Origin of the sequence: Reyranella humidisoli, assembly GCF_019039055.1 — a bacterium.
GTDB classification, from domain to species: Bacteria; Pseudomonadota; Alphaproteobacteria; order Reyranellales; family Reyranellaceae; genus Reyranella; species Reyranella humidisoli.
On sequence record NZ_JAHOPB010000004.1, the window covers coordinates 103,224 to 124,949 of the forward strand.

At 66.1% G+C, this 21,726-nt stretch carries 12 protein-coding genes and 1 riboswitch; all 12 genes read left to right on the plus strand.

The features are described from left to right. The first annotated feature begins 9 nt into the window (after positions 1-9). The 12 genes from KQ910_RS26275 (at position 10) to KQ910_RS26330 (ending at position 21,689) form a co-directional block, all read left to right on the plus strand. The gene (locus tag KQ910_RS26275) at positions 10-378 is read left to right on the plus strand and encodes a hypothetical protein (RefSeq protein WP_216967020.1); all 369 of its coding nucleotides are present in this window, start codon (positions 10-12) and stop codon (positions 376-378) included. Positions 379-524: 146 nt separating this feature from the next. Continuing rightward, positions 525-2,192, plus strand: a complete 1,668-nt coding sequence (locus KQ910_RS26280) for an MFS transporter (RefSeq protein WP_439653339.1) — start codon at positions 525-527, stop codon at positions 2,190-2,192. Between the two features lie 92 nt (positions 2,193-2,284). Then, a complete protein-coding gene (ppa, locus tag KQ910_RS26285; protein WP_216967023.1) occupies positions 2,285-2,818 on the plus strand; it encodes an inorganic diphosphatase in 534 nt (177 codons plus the stop codon). Positions 2,819-2,869: 51 nt separating this feature from the next. Then, positions 2,870-6,175, plus strand: a complete 3,306-nt coding sequence (locus KQ910_RS27320) for an autotransporter family protein (protein WP_216967026.1) — start codon at positions 2,870-2,872, stop codon at positions 6,173-6,175. Positions 6,176-6,505: 330 nt separating this feature from the next. Continuing rightward, positions 6,506-9,769, plus strand: coding sequence for an autotransporter family protein (locus tag KQ910_RS27325; RefSeq protein WP_216967029.1), 3,264 nt, complete (start codon positions 6,506-6,508; stop codon positions 9,767-9,769). Positions 9,770-9,884: 115 nt separating this feature from the next. Further along, the gene (locus KQ910_RS26300) at positions 9,885-12,686 is read left to right on the plus strand and encodes an autotransporter outer membrane beta-barrel domain-containing protein (RefSeq protein ID WP_216967033.1); all 2,802 of its coding nucleotides are present in this window, start codon (positions 9,885-9,887) and stop codon (positions 12,684-12,686) included. A gap of 142 nt (positions 12,687-12,828) precedes the next feature. Then, positions 12,829-13,821 carry an alpha/beta fold hydrolase gene (locus tag KQ910_RS26305; protein ID WP_216967036.1) on the plus strand — a complete coding sequence of 331 codons (993 nt, stop codon included), beginning with the start codon at positions 12,829-12,831 and terminating at the stop codon, positions 13,819-13,821. Between the two features lie 91 nt (positions 13,822-13,912). Continuing rightward, the gene (gene htpG, locus KQ910_RS26310; protein WP_216967038.1) at positions 13,913-15,817 is read left to right on the plus strand and encodes a molecular chaperone HtpG; all 1,905 of its coding nucleotides are present in this window, start codon (positions 13,913-13,915) and stop codon (positions 15,815-15,817) included. A gap of 127 nt (positions 15,818-15,944) precedes the next feature. Then, positions 15,945-16,928, plus strand: coding sequence for a Bug family tripartite tricarboxylate transporter substrate binding protein (locus KQ910_RS26315; RefSeq protein WP_216967040.1), 984 nt, complete (start codon positions 15,945-15,947; stop codon positions 16,926-16,928). A 10-nt stretch (positions 16,929-16,938) separates the two neighbouring features. Then, on the plus strand, positions 16,939-18,024 hold the full coding sequence (locus KQ910_RS26320) for an amidohydrolase family protein (protein WP_216967043.1): 1,086 nt from the start codon (positions 16,939-16,941) through the stop codon (positions 18,022-18,024). A 216-nt stretch (positions 18,025-18,240) separates the two neighbouring features. Beyond that, entirely contained in the window at positions 18,241-19,413 is a 1,173-nt protein-coding gene (locus KQ910_RS26325) for a cupin domain-containing protein (RefSeq protein WP_216967046.1), read from the plus strand. Between the two features lie 81 nt (positions 19,414-19,494). Further along, positions 19,495-19,693: riboswitch (cobalamin riboswitch) on the plus strand. A gap of 82 nt (positions 19,694-19,775) precedes the next feature. Then, positions 19,776-21,689: a TonB-dependent receptor plug domain-containing protein gene (locus KQ910_RS26330; RefSeq protein ID WP_216967048.1), complete on the plus strand. Its 1,914-nt coding sequence runs from the start codon at positions 19,776-19,778 to the stop codon at positions 21,687-21,689. Positions 21,690-21,726: the final 37 nt, after the last annotated feature.

Here is a 21,726-nt window from a genome sequence, read left to right on the forward strand (position 1 = left end):
GGAGGGCCGATGGATCGGATCGAGTATCTCGCGGACTTCATCGTGCGTCGCGGCTGCGGCTTCGCGCTGCTGGCGATCTGCATGGTCATGCTCGGCCTTTCCTACGACCTGCTGCTCTGCCTGAAGTCGGGAGCGATCCTGGAGGCGCTGCACGGATCGGTGCTCGGCCTGTTCGCGTACAACGCGCCGAAATGGAACCACAAGTCGACGGAGCTCTGGGTGCTCCTGAACAAGGGTGCGGACCTGCCGCCCAACTACCCGCCCGAACTGCTACTCGAAGTGCTGCGCAAGACCTACCTCCGCTACGCGGAGATGGCGGGTGTCGTGACGTTGGCGCTCTGCATCGGTGCCGCGATCGTATGGGTCTTCCGCGGGTGACGTCGCACGGCTTCTGAAATTCCGCAGACGGCATTCGACTTTGGTCTTGCGTGACCTTGGTCCAATTGCACGGACCCCGCATGTCCAACTAAAGGCGATCTCTAAGCAATCGAGTCCAATTCGATTGTCATAAGGGAGAAACGCCTATGGCCGTAGCCGGCACCGCAGACGACCACTCGCGTCCAATGACGCGCGAAGAGAGGAAGGTGATCATCGCCTCCTCCGTCGGCACCGTCTTCGAATGGTACGACTTCTATCTCGCGGGCTCGCTGGCCGCGAATATCGCCGCCAACTTCTTCACCGGCGTCAATCCGACGGCGGCCTTCATCTTCACGCTGCTGGGCTTTGCCGCCGGCTTCGCGGTCCGTCCGTTCGGCGCGCTGTTCTTCGGCAGCCTGGGCGACCTGATCGGCCGCAAGTACACCTTCCTCGTCACCATGACCCTGATGGGCATTGCGACCTTCGTCGTCGGCCTGCTGCCCGGATATGCCTCGATCGGCATCGCGGCGCCGATCCTGTTCATCGCCTGCCGACTGCTCCAGGGCCTGGCGCTGGGAGGCGAGTATGGCGGCGCGGCAACCTACGTGGCCGAGCATGCGCCGCAGGGCCGGCGTGGCTTCTACACCTCGTGGATCCAGACGACGGCGACCGTCGGCCTGTTCCTCTCGCTGCTGGTCATCCTCGCGCTGCGCCTGTCGCTGACGCCCGAGCAGTTCGCGGACTGGGGCTGGCGCGTGCCGTTCCTGGTTTCGATCCTGCTGCTGGCCGTCTCGATCTGGATCCGCCTGCAGCTCCAGGAATCGCCCGCGTTCCAGCGCATGAAGGCCGAGGGCAAGGGTTCGAAGACCCCGCTGCGCGAGGCGTTCGGCGTGTGGAAGAACGCCAAGATCGCGCTCATCGCCCTGTTCGGCGGCACCGCCGGTCAGGCCGCGGTCTGGTACACGGGCCAGTTCTACGCCCTGTTCTTCCTGACCCAGACGCTGAAGCTCGACGGCACGACCTCGAACATCGTGATCGCCGTGGCCCTGGCCATCGGCACGCCGTTCTTCATCTTCTTCGGCTGGCTGTCGGACAAGATCGGCCGCAAGCCGATCATCCTCGCGGGCTGCGCGCTCGCCATGGTGACCTACTTCCCGCTGTTCCATGCCCTCACCAACGCGGTGAACCCGGCGCTCAATGCCGCGATCGAGAAGTCTCCGGTCGTGGTGATCGCCGATCCCAACGAGTGCTCGTTCCAGTTCAACCCGACGGGCACCGCCTCGTTCACCAGCTCGTGCGACATCGCCAAGTCGTTCCTCGCGCGCAACTCGGTGAACTACTCGAACCAGTCCGCCCCGGCCGGCACCCCGGCGCAGATCAAGATCGGCGACAAGCTGGTGACCTCCTTCGACAAGGCGAAGGCGGGAGCCGAGGGCGCGGCCAAGGAGCGGGCTTTCAACGCCGAAGCGACCGCCGGCATCCGCGCTGCCGGCTATCCGGCCGCGGCCGACCCCAAGCAGGTCAACATGACGATGGTCATCGTCATCCTGACCATCCTCGTCATCTACGTGACGATGGTCTACGGACCGATCGCGGCCCTGCTGGTCGAGCTGTTCCCGACCCGCATCCGCTACTCGGGCATGTCGCTGCCGTACCATATCGGCAATGGCTGGTTCGGCGGCTTCCTGCCGCCCACCGCCTTCGCCATCGTGGCGGCGACCGGCAACATCTACTCGGGCCTCTGGTACCCCATCGCGGTGGCCGGCATGACCCTGGTGATCGGCCTCCTGTTCATGCCCGAGACCAAGGACCGCGACATCTACGCCGACGACTGACACACCGTCTGCGAGAAGATAAGGACCGGCGGCCCCGCAAGGGCCGCCGGTTTCTTTTTGAGCTTTTCGGCGGCTTCGTTCAGGATCGCGCCATGAACCTCGACGCCATTGCCATCGGCAAGAATCCGCCCGAAGACGTGAACACCATCATCGAAGTGCCGATCGGCGGAGAGCCGATCAAGTACGAGATGGACAAGGAAGCCGGTACCCTGGTGGTCGACCGCTTCCTCTACACGCCCATGCGCTACCCCGGGAATTACGGCTTCGTGCCGCATACCCTGTCCGACGACGGCGACCCGATCGACGTGCTGGTGGCCAATACCCGCCCGATCATCGCCGGCGCCGTGATCAACGTGCGCCCGATCGGCGTGCTGCGCATGGAGGACGACGGCGGCGGCGACGAGAAGATCATCGCCGTGCCGTCGCCCAAGCTGACCCAGCGCTACGTCCATGTGAAGAACTACACCGACCTGCCGGAGATCACGCGCCACCAGATCGAGCACTTCTTCATCCACTACAAGGATCTCGAACCGGGCAAGTGGGTGAAGCTGCTGGGCTGGGGCGACGTCGACGAGGCCCGCCGCCTCATCACCGAAGCGATCGAGCGGGCGAAGACGAAGGGCTGACGCAAGCGGCGCCGCCGGGTTTGGGGATTGGGGGATCTGGAGGAGTTGCGGGTGAAGAATTGTGGCTGGTCGGCGACGCTCGTCGCCAGTTTGTCGATGGCGATCGCGGGGCCGGCGGCGGCCCAGTCGTGGAACTATTACCCGACGACGACGAGTTCGACCTTCTACGTTCCCTTTGCCGGTGGCCAGATGGGTGACGGCACGATGGGGAGTGTCAGCCTGTCGATGCCCTTCACGATCCCGGGCGAAGCTCCCGGGTTGAAATCCACCAACTTCGTAATGGACACCGGGTCGACCGGTATCCTCGTCTCTTCGGATCGGTTCACGCCTGCACCGGGCACGTCGAAGGGCTCGGGCAGCATCACCTACACCAGCAGCGGCATCATCAACGAAGGAACCGTCTACACCGCCGACATCCTCATTAATGGGCCAGTCGTCAACGGCCAGCAGACCTCCGCGATGGCCACGGTGCCGGTCCTTCTCGTGACCAACATAACCTGCGAGCCCGGCAAGCAAGCCACGGGCCAGTGCCAGCCCAATTCCAGTCCTACCGGGATCGGGATGATGGGAGTGGGTTTCAACCGCGGGTCCGCCAACGCCGCCGCCGGCGCCGCGACGGCTTTGTCTCCCAGCGGCAACCCGTTTCTCAACCTGACCGGATTCGCGAACCTATCCGACCTGTCGGTCGCCAACATGCGCGCGGGCTTCGTCATCACCAACAACCAGGCGCAGCCCGGCGTGATGCTGGGCCTCGACAGCGCGTTCCTGAACGACTTCGCCTACGTGAAACTGATGGCGATTCCGAATCCGAATCCGAATACGAATCCGTACGCGAACACGGTGCCGCGATGCTCTGTGCCTACGAATAACTGCTTACTCTACGGCAACTTCCAGCCGACCACGATGAGCGTGAAGACCAATGGCGTCCCCATGAACGGGACCGTGCTCCAGGACAGCGGCATTGAGTATATGTTCCTGTCACCGCCGCCGCCGGGCAGCGGTCTCGTCGCGGGCGAACAGACCTATGCGCCTAACGGCACGACTATTGCGATTTCACTTCCGGGACAGCTGGGTACCGTCGCAAGCTACTCTTTTACGGTTGGAACGCCTGACCGCGTGGCGCCAACCAACGTTCAGGTGGTCGATGGTCCACCCTATGTGAACACCGGCCACAATTTCTTTCGCGGCTTCGACTATCTCTACGATCCCTATGGCGGTTTCGTCGGCTATCGCTGGAGCGGATCGAACCATGATCCAAGCGGCTCGGTCACGCCGATGCTCGCCCTGCAGGGCACGCTCGCCTTCGACAACAACTTCTCGTCGAACTTCCCGACCTACCTGATGGCCGCGACGACCTTTCAGCAGACCGGTACCGGTACCATCAGCGGCGATATCGTGGGGACGGGCAGCCTGGCGCTCGGCAGCGGCACGATGAACCTGTCGGGCGCCAACGGTTACACCGGCGGCACCATCGTCAATGGCGGCATTCTGAATATCGCTTCGGCGGGAGCCTTGCCGACGGGCGGTTCGCTGACCATCAACGCAGGGCAGCTCAATCTCAACGGCAACAGCCCGACCATCGGCAACCTGTCCGGCTCCGGCGGCGTGCTCGACCTTGGCGCCGGCCGGCTGAGCATCAATGCCAGCGGCGCCAGTTCGCTCGCCACTTCCGTCACCGGCGCTGGCGGGTTGAGTCTGTTCGGCAAAGGTCAGCTCTCGCTGACCGGCAACAACACCTATACCGGTGAAACCCGGATCTTCGGCGGCCTGCTCGCGGTCAACGGAAGCATCACCAGCGATGTGGCGGTGGGTGGCAGCGGCAGCCTGGGCGGCAGCGGCACGATCGTCGGCAACGTGACGAACGCCGGCGTCGTCGCGCCCGGAAACTCGATCGGCACGCTGAACGTCACAGGCAACTATACGCAGGCCGGCGGGACCTTCCAGGCCGAGGTCAACGCCTCGCGCCAGGGCGACCGGCTCAATGCGACGGGCACGGCCACCATCGGAGCGGGCAGCACCGTATTCGTCCTGCCACAGGCCGGCAGCTACGCGCCGCGTACGACCTACACGCTGCTCAACGCGACCGGTGGGGTGACCGGTGCCTACGCCTCGGTCAGCAGCGCCCTGCCATTCCTGCAGCCGAGCCTCAGCTACGACGCCAACAACGTCTATCTCAGCCTGCAGATCGGCGGTTTCTCGCAGGCGGCCACAACGCCGAACCAGGCCGCCATCGCCGCGGTTCTCGACGCCACGGCGCTCGGTGCCACGGGCGACTATGCCACGGTCATCGGCGCTCTCTCCACGCTCTCCCTGCAGCAGGGCCAGGCGGTGATGAACTCGATCAGCGGCCAGAACTACTCGGGCTTCTCGAGCACGATGGTGCAGGGGATCCAGATGTTCCTGAGCAACTTCGCGGGACAGGCGGGTGGCGGCGGCAGTCTGGGCGGTTCGACCCGCGTGGCGCTGGCCGAGGCCTGCGATGTCGCCTGCGACAGCACGGTGCCGGCGCTGTGGAGTGCCTGGGGCGGCGCGCTGGGCGGGCTCGGCACGATGACCAGCAGCAGCGCCAATGCCGGCACGCTGACCTACAGCGCGGGCGGCTTCGCCGGCGGCCTCGACCGTCTGGTGGCGCCGGGCCTGCGGGTCGGCGTGACGGCGGGCTATCAGAACGCCAACCAGTGGGCCTCGGGCTTCAGCGGCCTCGGTAACTCCAACAGCTTCCAGGCCGGGCTCTACGCCAACTACAGCCAGGACAATGTCTACGCCGACGCAATCGCGGGCTATGCCTACAGCGCCAACCAGATGTGGCGCAGCATCGCGATCCCGGGCCTCGCGCCGCGCACCGCGATCGGCAACACCGGCGCCAACCAGTTCTACGGCCAGGTCGAGACCGGCTATCGCTTCGACCTCGGTGGTCTGGCCGACGCCTTCGTCACGCCGTTCGTGCGGCTGCAGGCCTATACCGGCACCCAGAACGCCTTCACCGAGACGGGGGCGGGCTCGCTGAACCTCTCGGTGGCGCAGCAGACGACGAACTCGCTGCGCACGGTGCTGGGCGCGCAGCTGGGCGGTTCGATGGATCTGGGCTGGCGCGACCGGCTGGCGCTGAAGGTACGACTGGGCTGGAGCCACGAGTATGCCGAGACGGCGCGTCCCGTGACGGCCTCGTTCGCCGGCGCACCCGTTGCGCCGTTCACGACCTACGGCGTTGCGCCGCAGCGCGACGGCGTCGTGATGGGCCTCGCGGCCAATACCGCCATCGCCGATGCGACGTCGATCTACCTGCGCTACGAGGGCGAGGTCTCCGGCCAGGACAACGCCCACGCCTTCACCGCCGGCTTCCGCATAACCTGGTAGAGGAAGGTTCCATCGGGCGGTGAGCGCCGCGCAGGATCGGCGCGGCGAAGGGCATCTTCCTCGGCATCCACGGGGTGGGCGACTGTCGCAAGGCGCGGACAGGCGGCGGAGACCGTTGGTTGGGTCGCCTGTCTGGCGAGCCGGGAGGCGGGCTACAGGATGGGCGCCGGCCTCACCCTCGACGGGGGTACGTGCTCTGATTCGCCGGCCCCTACCCTCGCCGGCGTACAGGGACCAGCTTTTTCTTTTTGAGCTTCGGCGGAGCTTCATTCAGGATTGGGCATGAAGCGGCCAGAGCGTCGCAAAGGGTGGGTGCTGGGGAGTAGAGGCGTGAACCGTGAAGGTGTCTGGCGGGCAACGCTCGTCCTGTCGGCGTGTTCGTTGTTTTCCGGTCCGGTCGTGGCGCAATCGGCGCTACCCTGGAACATGTACGGCGGCGGCGGCACGTTTTTCGTTCCGCTCACCACCGAGCCGAACTCCGCTGGCGGGCCCAACCAGGTACTCGTCTCGCTGACGCTCAACGGCCACAAAAACCCCCATAATTTCATTTTGGATACCGGCTCCCTCGGGCTTGTGGCGGGCCCAAAGTATTACACGCCCGGCAACGATCCGGTCCTCGCGCCCCATGCGACCATCGATTACTCCACCAAGGGCGACAAGCCGGTGGGCTCCCTCTACCTAACGAACGTGCAGATCAATGGCGCAAACGGCCAGTCGGTGACCGCGCGGGTTCCGATCCTCGCGGCCACCAAAGGCGACTTCCATCAAATGGGCGTCGGCTTCGATCGCGGCGGCGTCATGGTCGAGCCGCACCTTAACGCACGTAAAGACTTGCAGCAGGCGGCCAACAACTCATGGAACATGAATCCGCTGCTCTCGCTGGTGAGCGGCCCTGGCGTCAGCAACATGCAGCCGGGCTACATCATCGGCATGAGCGGATTTCCGAGCCTCGGCCTCGGCAACACCCCGGGTATCCTGCTTGGGCTCAACAGCCAGAACACCAGCGGCTTCGCCTTCCAGAACCTGCCTTCGAACGGCACCAACCAGTCCTGGTACAGCATCGGTGGCACCGCCTACCCCGTGCAATGGGGCTCCCAGAATGGGTCGGTCTCGATCACGGTCGACGGACAGCCACCCTACGATCTCGGGACCCTGAACCAGCTACCCGATAGCGGCATCTCCTTCATGATCGTCACGGCGCCGACCGCCGGCCAGGTCCCGGTCGGCACGGGGCAGTGCAGCGCTAGGACACAGGCGGAGACCAACTGCCTGCAGCCCGGCAGTACAGTGGATGTCTTTCTGCCGGGGCAAACGACGGCCGCCTACAGTTTCATCCTGGGTGACAGCAGTTCCATCCTGCCCTACGGCGTGCAGGTCACGGACGGGGCGGGCTTCACCAACCTCGGCCGCACCTTCTTCGAAAACCTCAATTACCTCTACGATCCGGTGAACGGCTTCGTAGGCTACAGCGTCCCCGTCAGTCACGACTATCGGGGCAATGGAAGCATCATCCAGATGCTGGCCCTGCAGGGCATGCTGAACCTGCCGGACACTTTCCAGGCGAGTTTCACGACGTACCTGATGGACAATGTGACGGTGCAGGTTCAGCAGAACGGCTCGGCCGGTCTGACCGGCCCAATCTGGGGGCCTGGCGGCCTGACGCTGGGAAGCGGCAACCTCACCCTGGGCGGCGCCGGCACCTATGCGGGCGGAACGACCGTGAACGGCGGCCTTCTCACGATTGCCAACACCGGTTCGATCCTGGGCGACGTCACCGTCAACAATGGTGGCGGCCTGGTCAACAACGGCACGATCGGCGGCAATGGTCAGCTCACCGTCAATGCCGGCGGCAGCTTCGTCAACAACGGCACGGTCGACACGTCGCTCCAGTGGCAGCTGAATCGGGGCAGCTTCACCAACAACGGCGCCTTCAACGGCAGCCTCGCCAACCTTGGGCTGGCGGCCAATGGGGGGACGCTGACGGGCTCGGTGTTCAACGGCAGCCTGGGCCAGTTCAGCAACACCGGCACGATCACCGGCAACGTCACCAACATGGGCGTGCTCTCGGGTACCGGCACGATCGTCGGCGACCTGACCAGCACCGGCGTCGTTGCACCCGGCAACTCGATCGGCACGCTGAACGTCGGCGGGAACTACAGCCAGAACGGCGGCGCGTATCAGTCCGAGGTCAATGCCGCGCGCCAGAGCGACCGCATCAATGTCACGGGCACCGCCACGATCGGTGCGGGCAGCTCGCTGCTCGTCGTGCCGCAGGCCGGCATCTACGCGGCGCGCACGAACTACACGCTGCTCAACGCCACGGGCGGCGTGAACGGAACCTACGCCTCGGTCAGCAGCGCCCTGCCATTCCTGCAGCCGAGCCTCAGCTACGACGCCAACAACGTCTATCTCAGCCTGCAGATCGGCGGCTTCGCGCAGGCGGCCACAACGCCGAACCAGGCCGCCATCGCCGCGGTTCTCGACGCCACGGCGCTCGGTGCGACGGGCGACTATGCCACGGTCATCGGCGCTCTCTCCACGCTCTCCCTGCAACAGGGCCAGGCTGTGATGAACTCGATCAGCGGCCAGAACTACTCGGGCTTCTCGAGCACGATGGTGCAGGGGATCCAGATGTTCCTGAGCAACTTCGCGGGACAGGCGGGTGGCGGCGTCAGTCTGGGCGGTTCGACCCGCGTGGCGCTGGCCGAGGCCTGCGATGTGGCGTGCGACAGCACGGTGCCGGCGCTGTGGAGCGCCTGGGGCGGCGCGCTGGGCGGATTGGGCACGATGACCAGCAGCGGCGCCAATGCCGGCACGCTGACCTACAGCGCGGGCGGCTTCGCCGGCGGCCTCGACCGTCTGGTGGCGCCGGGCCTGCGGGTCGGCGTGACGGCGGGCTACCAGAACGCCAACCAGTGGGTCTCGGGCTTCAGCGGGCTGGGCAACTCCAACAGCTTCCAGGCCGGGCTCTATGCCAACTACAGCCAGGACAAGGTCTATGCCGACGCAATCGCGGGCTATGCCTACAGCGCCAACCAGATGTGGCGCAGCATCGCGATCCCGGGCCTCGCGCCGCGCACGGCGATCGGCAACACCGGCGCCAACCAGTTCTACGGCCAGGTCGAGACCGGCTATCGCTTCGACCTCGGCGGTCTTGCCGACGCCTTCGTCACGCCGTTCGTGCGGCTGCAGGCCTATACCGGCACCCAGAACGCCTTCACCGAGACGGGGGCGGGCTCGCTGAACCTCTCGGTGGCGCAGCAGACGACGAACTCGCTGCGCACGGTGCTGGGCGCGCAGCTGGGCGGTTCGATGGACTTGGGCTGGCGCGACCGGCTGGCGCTGAAGGTCCGCCTGGGCTGGAGCCACGAGTATGCCGACACGGCGCGTCCCGTGACCGCCTCGTTCGCCGGCGCACCCGTTGCGCCGTTCACGACCTACGGCGTGGCGCCGCAGCGCGACGGCGTCGTGATGGGCCTCGCGGCCAATACCGCCATCGCCGACGCGACCTCGATCTACCTGCGCTACGAGGGCGAGGTCTCCGGCCAGGACAACGCCCACGCCTTCACGGCGGGCTTCCGCATGACGTGGTGAGCGCTGCGCCTTTCCAGGGACGCACGATCGGCGAGCCGGGCTGAAGACCAGATCAACGACGAGGAGTTTGGTGAGAGAATTGGAGTCATCGCGTGTCACGCAAGCGCGTCGCATCATGGTCGCCGTATTCGTGGGTGCGGCGGGTCTCGGCGCCCTGACGAGGCCGGCGCAGGCACAGCTCGGATTCAAGACCTACCAGTACGGCACGAGCGCCATCACGACGGTCACTGGCATCCGCGGCGACAACATGACCGGAAACTACTCCTACGCGGGCGGCACGGGCGGACTGCTATTCGGCCTGTCGGGAGATTCGATCTCGCCGTTCCCGTCGGCGGCGGTAGGCGCCTCCAACTATCCTGGCGCTACCAGCAGCACGCCCTATGGGCCGAGCTTCGGTTCCGCGTCGGGGATCCTGCGGGTGGTCGGCAGCTACATCACTGCCGCGTCCAACCCCTACGATCTCGGCTATCTGTACGATGCGGCCAAGGCGCCCGGATCGCAGCTCAGCACGTTGATCTATCCCGGCGGCGACACGCTCTACACCATCGCCCACAGCAACTTCGGGAACCAGGTCGTCGGCAACTACGACACCAGGTTCGCCACTGGCAACGCCTTCGTCTACGACATTCCCACTGGCACCTTCACGACCAACAACAAGCCCGGTGCGGTCAGCACCACGGCCTATGGCGTGTACGGCAACAGGATTGCCGGTGGCTTCGCCGATCCGACGTTGCACGGTTACATCTACAATCAATCGACGCGCGGTTTCACGACCTACGACGCACCGGGCGGCGTGGTCACGCATTTCGAGGGCATCACCTCCGGCGGCCGCGCCAACACCTACAATCTCGTCGCCGACTCCGTCGACATAAACGGCAATCCGCATGCCTGGGCGGTGCATGTCGACGCGGCGGGTATCGCCACCTGGACGGAGATCGCTGTGCCGGGCGCTTCGGTGACGTCGGCTAACTCGACCTATGGCGGCTACGTGATCGGCGTCTATGTCGAGAACGGCGTCACCAGGGCCTACACGGTGAACGTGCCGGGCCTCTACAACCCGGTAACCAATTCGGCCAACGTCATCTCCGGGGTCGCCGGCGCGGTGGCGATTGATGGGGCCGGCGACGATGTCGTCAATAGCGGCTCGATCCAGATGTCGGGCGCCAACGCCATCGGCATCGGCAACGGAACCTACGGAGTCGTGACCAACTACGGTACGATCGGCGTCACCGGTGGGGGTGGTACAGCCGTTCAGATGAGGGGCGAGTTCGGCTCGCTGCTGAATGCGGGCACGATCAGCGCCACCCCGGGCGGCTACGCGATCCGCGCCGATGGCACGGCGGTTGGCTCGCTCGTCGTCAACAACGGCACCATAGACGGCCTGGTCTCGATCGCCGCTGGACCCGATGCCCGTTTCGAGAACAGCGGCTGGCTCGGCATCGCGGGCGCCGGTGCCGGCGCGACGCATCAGACCAGCGGCACCTTCGTTCAGACGTCGGCCGGCACCATGGGGCTGCGTGTTTCCCCGACGGCCGCGGACAAACTCGTCGTGAATGGCACCGCGCGGCTGGCGGGCGGCCTGCAAGTCCTCGCGCAGGGCGGCACCTTCGGACCGCGCTCCACCTACACGCTGGTGACGGCGACCGGCGGCCTGAGCGGCGCTTTCCAGACAGTGGCGAGCACCTCGCCCTTCCTGATCCCGACGCTGAGCTACGACGCCAACAACGCCTATCTCGACCTGCAGGTCGGCGGCTTCGCGCAGGCGGCGCTGACGCCCAACCAGGCGGCGGTGGGTGCGGTGCTCGACGCCACGGCGCCCACTGCGACCGGCGACTACGCCACCGTCGTAAGTGCGCTCGCAGGCCTCTCCGCGCAGCAGGGCCAGGCGGTGATGAACTCGATCAGTGGCCAGAACTATTCGGGCTTCTCGAACTCGATGGTGCAGGGGATCCAGCTTTTCCTCGGCAATTTCGCGGGACAGGCAGGCGGCAGCGGCAGCTCTGGCGGGTCGAGCCGGGTGGCACTGGCCGAAGCCTGCGATGTTGCCTGCGACAGCACCGTGCCCGCGTTGTGGAGTGCCTGGGGTGGCGCGCTGGGCGGGCTCGGCACGATCAGCAACGGCGGTGCGAATGCCGGCGCCCTGACCTACAGCGTCGGCGGTTTCGCAGCCGGCCTCGACCGTCTCGTGGCGGCCAACCTCCGGGTCGGCGCCACGATCGGCTACCAGAACGCCAGCCAATGGGTCGCGGGCTTCAGCGGCAATGGCAGCTCGAACACCTTTCAGGTCGGGCTCTATGCCAACTACAGCCAGGACAAGGTCTACGCCGACGTGATCGCCGGCTATGCCTACAGCGCCAACCAGATGTGGCGCAGCATCGCGATCCCGGGCCTCGCGCCGCGCACCGCGATCGGCAACACCGGCGCCAACCAGTTCTACGGCCAGGTCGAGACCGGTTATCGCTTCGACCTCGGCGGTCTGGCCGACGCCTTCGTCACGCCGTTCGTGCGGCTGCAGGCCTATACCGGCACCCAGAACGCCTTCACCGAGACGGGGGCAGGCTCGCTGAACCTCTCGGTGGCGCAGCAGACGACGAACTCGCTGCGCACGGTGCTGGGCGCGCAGCTGGGCGGTTCGATGGACTTGGGCTGGCGCGACCGGCTGGCGCTGAAGGTACGACTGGGCTGGAGCCACGAGTATGCCGACACGGCGCGTCCCGTGACGGCCTCGTTCGCCGGCGCGCCGGTGGCGCCGTTCACGACCTACGGCGTGGCGCCGCAGCGCGACGGCGTCGTGATGGGCCTCGCGGCCAATACTGCCATCGCCGATGCGACCTCGATCTACCTGCGCTACGAGGGCGAGGTCTCCGGCCAGGACAACGCCCACGCCTTCACCGCCGGATTCCGCATGACGTGGTAGACGTGGGCTCCATCGTGCGGTGAATTCCGCGCAGGATCGGCGCGGCGCTCGAAATCCGGCCGGTCTGGTTTTTTGCCATCTTCTGTCGGCAAGGGTTGTGCAGGCCAAACTGGGAAACGATCGATCCGGCGCGATGGGTAGCTTGCGTATTGTCCTGCTTCTGGTGGCGACCCTCATGGGCTGTGCGCCCGTGGTCGTTCCGGCGGGCGCCCCGGTGCGTCCGGCCACACTGGAAAGCGACTGGTACGTGGCCGCCGACGGCACCGTCCTGAAACTCGCGGTGTGGCCCGCTTCCGGCGGCGCGCCGAAAGCGATCATCCTCGGCATCCACGGGTTCGGCGACTATCGCAAGGCATGGGAGGAGCCGGCGGAGATCTGGGCCGCTGACGGCATCACGACCATCGCCTATGACCAGCGCGGCTTCGGCTCCAGCGCCACGCGCGGCCGCTGGGCCGGGACGGCCACCATGATCGACGACATCCGGACGGTCGCCTCGCTCGTCCGGCAGAAATATCCCGGCGTGCCGCTCTATCTCGCCGGAGAAAGCATGGGCGGCGCGCTCGTCATGGCCGCGGCCGACAAGCCCCTCGACGTCGACGGCCTGATCCTGGTCGCGGCCGCGCTGCGCTCGCGCGATACGCTCGGGCCCTTCCTGAGCGGTGGGCTCGCCTTCTTCGCCCACACGGTGCCGTGGCTGCCGTCCGGGCCGACCTCCATCGATTTCCAGCCGACGGACAATCCGAAAACGATGGAGAAGATGCGCAACGACGCCATGATCCTGCGCAACCCGCGCGTGGATCTGGGCTACGGGCTGGTCGAGGCGATGGATGCCGGCAAGGCTGCGGCGCCGAACATCAACAAGCCGTACCTGATGCTGCATGGCATCGGCGACCGCCTGGTGCCGATCGAACCCGTGCGCTCGGCCATCGAGGTGATGCCCAGGCGTCCCGATTCGCATCTCGCCTTCTATCGCAACGGCTACCACATGCTGCTGCGCGACAAGCAGGGCGCGCTGGTGGCCCAGGATGTGGCCGCCTGGATCCGGGACAAGGACCAGCCGCTGCCGTCCGGCGCCGACGTCCAGGTGTCGCGGCCGGAACTGGCCAGGCTGTGGGGCAGCAAGCGGGGCGACTGACGCCGGTCTCCGCGTCCCGCGGCGCTTGCCGTTCACGGCCAGTGCCCTATATCGACCGCCGGAAACGAGTCCAGCGCGAGGGATAGAAGCAATGAACGGCGACGGTTCGACCGCCCAGGGCAGCCCGGAGAAGCACCAGTTTCAGGCCGAGGTGGCCGAGCTCCTCAACCTAATGATCCACTCGGTCTATTCCGAGACCGACGTGTTCCTGCGGGAACTGGTGTCGAACGCCTCCGACGCCTGCGACAAGGTCCGCTACGAGGCCATCGCCCGGCCCGATCTGCTGGCTGGTGACGAGCGGCTGGCGATCCGGATCAAGCCGGACGCAGAAGGCAAGACGCTCACCATCGCCGACAACGGCATCGGCATGGACCGGCAGGAGCTTGTAGACAATCTCGGCACCCTGGCGCGGTCCGGCACCAAGGCCTTCCTGAAGGGGCTGAAGGACGCGAAGGAGGGGCTGGGCCTGATCGGCCAGTTCGGCGTCGGCTTCTACGCCGCCTTCATGGTCGCTGACCGCATCGAGGTGACGAGCCGCCGCGCCGGTTCGGCCGAGGCCTGGACCTGGACCTCCGCCAGTGGCGCGGGCTTCGAGGTAGCGCCCGCCACCGACGAGCAGTCGGCGAGGGTCGCGCGCGGCACCGAGATCGTGCTGCATCTCAAGGAAGACGCCGTGCGCTACCTACAGCCCTACGAGCTGGAGCGCATCGTCCGCACCTATTCCGACCACGTGCTGTTCCCGATCGAGCTGATCGACGACAAGGGCGAGGCGCGCCAGGTCAATGCCGCGAGCGCGCTGTGGCAGCGCTCGAAATCCGAAGTGACGCCCGAGGACTACACGCAGGCCTACCGCTCCATCGCCATGGCCTTCGACGAGCCGGCGCTCACGCTGCACTACAAGGTCGAGGGGCGGCAGTCCTATGCGGTGCTGCTGTTCGTGCCGAGCACGCCGCCGTTCGATCTCACCGATCCGGCCCGCAAGGGGCGGGTGAAGCTCTATGTCCGCCGCGTCTACATCACCGACGATGCCGAGCTGCTGCCGTCCTACCTTCGCTTCGTGCGCGGCGTCGTCGACAGCGAGGACCTGCCGCTCAACCTGTCGCGCGAGATGCTGCAGAACAATCCGCAGGTGCGCCAGATCCGCAACGGCCTGGTCGGCCGCGTTCTGTCCGAGCTGGAAAGCACGGCGACTAAGGATGCCGAAGCCTTCGGCAAGATTTGGGAGACGTTCGGTTCGATCCTGAAGGAAGGCCTCTACGAAGACGGCGAGCGCCGCGCGCAGATCCTCGGTCTGGCGCGCTTCTCCTCGACCGCCGGCGACACGCCGCGTTCGATCAAGGAGTATGTCGCCAACCTCAAGCCGAACCAGACCGAGATCTACTATCTCGTGGGCGACAGTCTCGACCGGCTGAAGTCCAACCCGAAGCTGGAGGCGGCGAAGGCGCGCGGCGTCGAGGTGTTGCTGCTGACCGATCCGGTCGACGCCTTCTGGACGACCCTGCCGCAGGAATTCGAGGGCAAGCCGCTCAAGTCCCTGAGCCAGGGCGATGTCGACTTCGGCCTGATCCCCGTCGTCGACGCGGACAAGACGAAGGAGGCGGAAGCCGATGCCGGCGACGACGCGTCCGTCCTTGCGGCCGCGAAGGACGTGCTGGGCGACAAGGTCGCGGACGTGAAGGCCTCGACGCGACTGACCGACAGCGCCTCCTGCTTGGTGGCAAGCGCGCAGGGCCGGGACCGTGAACTTGAGCGTTTGCTCGAGCGCCAGAATCGCGGCAGCGGCGCCAAGCCGATCCTCGAACTGAACATGAAGCACGCGATGGTCCGCCTGCTGGCAACGGCGAAGAAGGAAGACCGCGCGCAGGATGTCGAGGATCTCGCCAACCTGCTGCTCGACCAGGCCCGCATCCTCGACGGCGAGATCCCGTCCGATCCGGCCGCCTTCGCGCGCCGCCTCAACGACTATGTCGTGCGAGCGCTGCGCGCGGTCGCCTAGCGACGCGGCGAGGGACATTCCGTTTCGGCGTGCAATCGAGCCTCTTCGATTGCACTTGTCGCCGTAAGCGCCGTACCCGCAGACTTTTCGGAACAGCCGAAGCGTTGCGAGTATCGGAGGAAACGAGATGTCCCACAGCCGTACCATCGGCCGCCGCACTTTGCTGGGCGCCACCGTCGGCGCGCTGGCCGCGCCCGCCATCGTGCAGGCGCAGGCTTGGCCCAACAAGCCGGTGCGCGTCGTCAATGCCTACAGCGCCGGCGGCACGGCGGACGTCGTCTGCCGCATCTACTGCCAGGCGCTGGGCGAGAGGCTCGGCCAGGCTTTCACCGTCGACAACAAGCCGGGCGCGGCGGGCACCATCGCCGCCCAGATCGTGGCGCGCGCGCCCAACGACGGTTACACGATTCTCTACGATGCCACCGCCCAGTCGGTGAACCCATCGCTGTTCGCGGGCAAGCTTCCCTACGACACGCAGCGCGAGCTCCTGCCGATCGCCCAGACGATGCAGACACCTGTCACGCTGGTGCGCAACGCGCAGTTCCCGGTCAAGACCGTGCCGGAGCTGATCGCGCTCGCGAAGAGCAAGCCGGGCTCGCTCGACTGTGCGTCGACGGGCATCGGCACGGTGCAGCATGTCTCGCTTGAGCTGCTGAACCAGAAGGCCGGGATCAAGATCAACCACGTGCCCTACAAGGAGATGGGGTCGGTCCGTAACGACCTGTTCGCCGGCCGTATCCCGCTGCTGTTCAGCAACGTCCCCGGAACGGTGGCGCTGCTGAGTTCGAAGGACGTGACCTGCATGGCGCATACCGGTCCCAGGCCGGTCGAGGTTCTGCCGGGCGTCCCCGCCATTTCGGAGGTCATTCCCGGTTTCGAGACCTGGGAGTGGAACGGCCTGTTCGCGCCGGCCGGCACCGATCCTGCCCTGATCTCGCGACTCAATGCCGAGGTCAACGCGGTCATGAAGATGGAGAGCGTGGCCAAGCGGCTCGCGGAGCTGGGCGCGCTGACGCAGGCCAATACGGTCGTCGAGTTCACGGCCTTTCGCGAAAAGCAGATCGCCTTCTTCGCCGAGATGGTGAAGAGCGCCAATATCCGCATCGAGTAGGGAGCAGACGATGGCCGAGAACGATCCGCTGCTCGGCCACGGCCGGCAGATCATCGTGCGCGAGGACTGGCTCCGCCTGACCGAGGAGCCGATCCTCGAGCCCGGACTGCCGATCGTCGATCCGCATCACCATCTCTGGGAGCGTGACGGCGGCCATTCCTACCTGCTGCCGCATCTCCTGGCCGACACGGCGAGCGGGCATGACATCCGCGCGACGATCTTCGTGCAATGCGGGGAGATGTATCGCGCCTCGGGACCGGCCGACGAGCAGTCGCTCGGCGAGACCGAGTTCGTGACCGGCATGGCTGCGATGAGCGCGAGTGGCCGGCACGGGCCGACGCGCGCCTGCGCCGGCATCATCGGCATGGTCGACCTGACCCTGGGCGACCGCGTCGAGCCGCTGCTGGAGACGCATCGCGCGGTGGCGGGCGGTCGCTTCTGCGGTATCCGCAACCGCACCGCCTGGCATCCCTCGCCGGACGTCACCTCCAACCTGGTGATGAAGCCGCCGGGGCCGCTCGAGCATCCGTCGTTCGCCGACGGCGCGCGGCGGCTGGCGCGGCAGGGCCTGCCGCTCGATGTCTGGGCCTATCACACGCAGCTGCCGCATGTGCTCTCGCTGGCGCGCGCGGTGCCCGAGCTCACGATCGTCGTCGACCATGTCGGCGGGCCGTTGGGCATCGGTCCGTTCCGAGGCAGGCAGGCCGAAGTGTTCCCCGAGTGGAAGCAGCGCATTCTCGATCTGGCGGCGCTGCCCAACGTACGGGTGAAGCTGGGCGGTCTCACCATGTTCGTGAACGGCTTCGACTTTCACAAGCCGGCCAGGCCGCCGGGCTCGGAAGAACTCGCGAAGACCTGGCGTCCCTATATCGAGACCTGCATCGAGGCGTTCGGCGTCGAGCGCTGCATGTTCGAGAGCAACTTCCCGGTCGACAAGGGACAGTGCAGCTACCCGGTCCTGTGGAACGCCTTCAAGCGGCTGACCGCAGGGGCGAGTGCCGGCGAGAAGACGGCGCTCTACAGCGGCACCGCCACGCGCACCTACGGTCTGGACCGGCTTCCCGCGGCGCTGGCGATCGATCTTCAACCGAGGTAGCGCCACGCCCCGTCAGCCTGAAGAGGAGCACGGTCCCCGGGCAGTCGCAGTGTGGTTGCTGCATTGCACACAAATCTCGGGGCAATTGTAGCGCGTTGAGCCGGCTGTAGCCGTACGTGCCCTGAAATCCCGCGTTTCCGCTTGCGTGCGTTTTCTGTGCGCCGCACAATTCTCATGTTGCACCGCAAAGCGGCTGCACGGGAAAGCGAGAGCGGCATGACCAGCACGGACCTGAAGAATACCAGGCGGGCACCGGCCGATTTCAAATGGCCGGGACTCACCCATCCTGCCGGCGAACCCATCCGCCTCAATCGAGGGGGGTTCGTCGCCGTCGATCGCGACCGGGAGGCGGCCTACGACGCGATCTATCGCCCGCAGGCGCTCTACAACGTCGCGACCCACGGACTGCGCGCCAACAACGATGCCTTCCTGTTGCAGGAGGTCGCAACGAACCTGCCGATCTATCGCCAGGACACCGGACCCACCGACTTCCACATGCATCTGCCACCGGGAGGCTTCCAGTTCGTCCTGGTGACGTCGGGCGTGTTCACCTTCGACTATGACGGCAAGATCCACTATGTCGGCCCCGGCGCCGTGATCATGCAGAGCGCGATCGTGCATCGTCAGCTCTTCTACACATGGTCGGGCCTGCCGACGGACGAGAACCTGAAGACGCCGCAGACGGCGGTACCTGATGCGCTCTCCATGGGCTACTCGGGCAAGTTCCTCGAGGCGTTCATCACCGAACCGGCGACGTTCCCCAACCCGACGGTCGTGGCGGCGGACCAGATCGTCGAAGCCGACACGTCGCGCACGGCCTGGGGGCATCCCGTGCATGACCGCCCGATCGACGCCGGGTTCTGGTATCAGGATCCGCTGGCGCTGGGCTCGCTCTACCGCAAACTCGTCGACGATCTGCCGGGTGGTCCGGTCAAGGCGCCGTCTGCGGTTCATGTGCGCGACCTCGAGATCGAGAGTCCCAGCGGACATCTCGCGGTGGGCCACATCATCGCCACCGATCCCGCGGGTCAGTCGCTCCTGCCCAAGAGCTCGACCGGCGTTGCCACCGTCTCGGATCTCGCGAAGGGCGAAGTCGCCGTCTATCGCGTCATCCGCGGAACCGCGTCGTTCAGGGATCGCGCCGGCAAACTGCTGGAACTGTCTGCCGGCGATACGGTGACGGCGGGCGGACAGTCGGTCGACCTGGTCGGCGTGGGCGAGAACACGCAGCTGCTGCGGCTTGGCCTGCTGAAGGGGATAGACAATCTGCGGAAGTGGTCGCCGACGCAGCGCGACGAGATCGACGGGCTGGCCGGGCAGATCATCACGGCGCAAGCGCTGCGCCCGCTGCGCACCGACGGACCGCCGGTCGGTTATCTCTACGAGTAGGCGACGCCTTCGCACGCTGCACGCCGCGAGTCGCGCCGCGCCGAATTGCGGCAGAATCTTGACGTTCTACAGACGCGAAGGGATAATGGAGACATTGCCGGTCCTCCCTAACAGGAGGCCAAGAGGGAACGCCGTGATGTCCGTCCGGACAAATCGGCGGCTGTACCCGCAGCTGTGAGCGGTTAGCGACTGTCCAACAAGCCACTGAACTTCGGTTCGGGAAGGCGGGCAGGCGCAGCGACCCGCGAGCCAGAAGACCTGCCGGCGATAGCGTCGCTCTTCCGATGGACGGGATGTTCCAACGGGACGGTCAACCGAGCGGTGACGCGCTGTTTGCGTGGCTGCTTTTGGGAGACCGTCTGATGACGCCGTTTCGTCGTATCGCCTTGTTCTTTTCGCTGCTGGCCCCGTCGGCTGCGCTCGCGCAGACCGAACCGGCGGGCATGATGCCCACCACGGTCGTGACGGCCGACCGCTTCCCGACCGATCCCGACAAGGTGACGTCGAGCTACACCGTCGTGATGCAGGAGGAGATGCAGCGCCGCCAGCTCCGCACGGCGGGGGAGGTGCTGAAGACTATCCCCGGCGTTTCCGTGCAGCAGTCGGGCGGCCCCGGCGGCCAGACCTCGGTCTTCGTGCGCGGCTCCAACTCGAACCAGGTGCTGGTACTGATCGACGGCATCACCGCCAACGATCCGTCGAGCGCCAACGGTGCGCCCGACTTTGCGCATCTGCTGACCGAGAACCTCGACCGCATCGAAGTCGTGCGCGGCCCGATGTCGACGATGTACGGCAGCCAGGCGATCGGCGGCGTCATCAACCTCGTCACCAAGGCCGGCCAGGGCAAGATGAACGGCGCGGCCTTCACGGAACTCGGCACACGCCTGCAGAGCAACAGTGGCGCCTACGTTCGCGGCAGCGAGGGCAAGTTCAACTACAACCTGACCTTCGCCGGCACGTTCAGCCCCAACGACACGCCAGTGCCGGCCCGCTTCACGCCCAACGGCGGCTTCGTCGACATCGATCCCTACCGCAACATCACCCTGGCGGCGCGGCTGGGTTACGAGATCAACGAGAATACGCAGTTCAACTTCTTCGCCCGCTACATCGACACCAAGCTGAACTACGACCAGGTCGGCCAGGAAGATCCGATGGCCAACGGCTACACCTCGCAGTTTTTCACGCGCGGCGAGATCGAGGGCAATTACTTCGACGGCCGCTGGAAGCCGGTCATCGGCATTAACTACAGCACCATCACGCGGCACGACCTCGACTATGCCAGCCCGCAGAATCTGCTGCCGTTCAACCTCGACAGCTGGTTCAACGGACGTCGCCTGCAGGCGGATTTCAAGAACCTGATCAAGGTCAGCGAGCAGGTCGAGGTCGTCGCCGGCGTCGATTACGACCGGCAATGGGCCTACAGCAACACGATCGGCTCGTTTACGCCGTTCACCGAGGCGTGGGGCACGATGGCCCAGACCGGCCTATACGGCCAGTTGCGCCTCAACCCGTTCGAGGGCTTCAACCTCAACGTCGGCGGCCGCGTCGATATGAACGACACCTTCGGCACCGTGGGTACGTGGCGCGCTGGCGCGTCCTACCTGTGGGCGCCGACCGACACCAAAATCAAGGCCTCCTACGGAACCGCCTTCAAGGCGCCGTCGCTGTTCGAACTCTACGGCCCCGGCCCGTTGTGCGGCGGCAACCGCAGCATCCAGCCGGAATACAGCCGCGGCTACGAAGTCGGCGTCGAGCAGGGCCTGTTCGACCGCAAGGTGAAGGCGGGCGTCACCTACTTCTTCAACACCTACTCGAACCTGATCCAGTGCCCGCCGCCGTTCCTGACGCTGCAGAACGTCGCCAACGCCCAGAGCGAGGGCTTCGAGGCCTTCGTGCAGATCAGCCCCGTGAAGTGGTTCGACCTGTATCTCGACTACACCCAGACCATCGCGCGCAACGTCGACGCCAACCTGCCGCTGGTGCGCCGTCCGGGCGACATCTTCAACATCCGTGCCCAGTTCCGGCCGTGGGAGAACACGCTGTTCGGCATCGGCGTGCTGCAGGTCAACAGCCGCTATGATTTCAACGCCACCACCGGCGCGCTGATGATCCCGTCGCCCTACACGCTGGTGCGCATCACCGCGCAGTACGACGTGGTCCCGTCGGTCCAGCTGTTCGCCCGCGCCGAGAACGTGCTGAACCAGGTGTACGAGGAGCCGGAAGGCTTCCAGGCGCCGTACTTCCAGGCCTTCTTTGGCGTGAAGGCGAGGTTCTGAGGCGTTGGCAGGCTGACCTCTCTCCCGATCGGGGGAG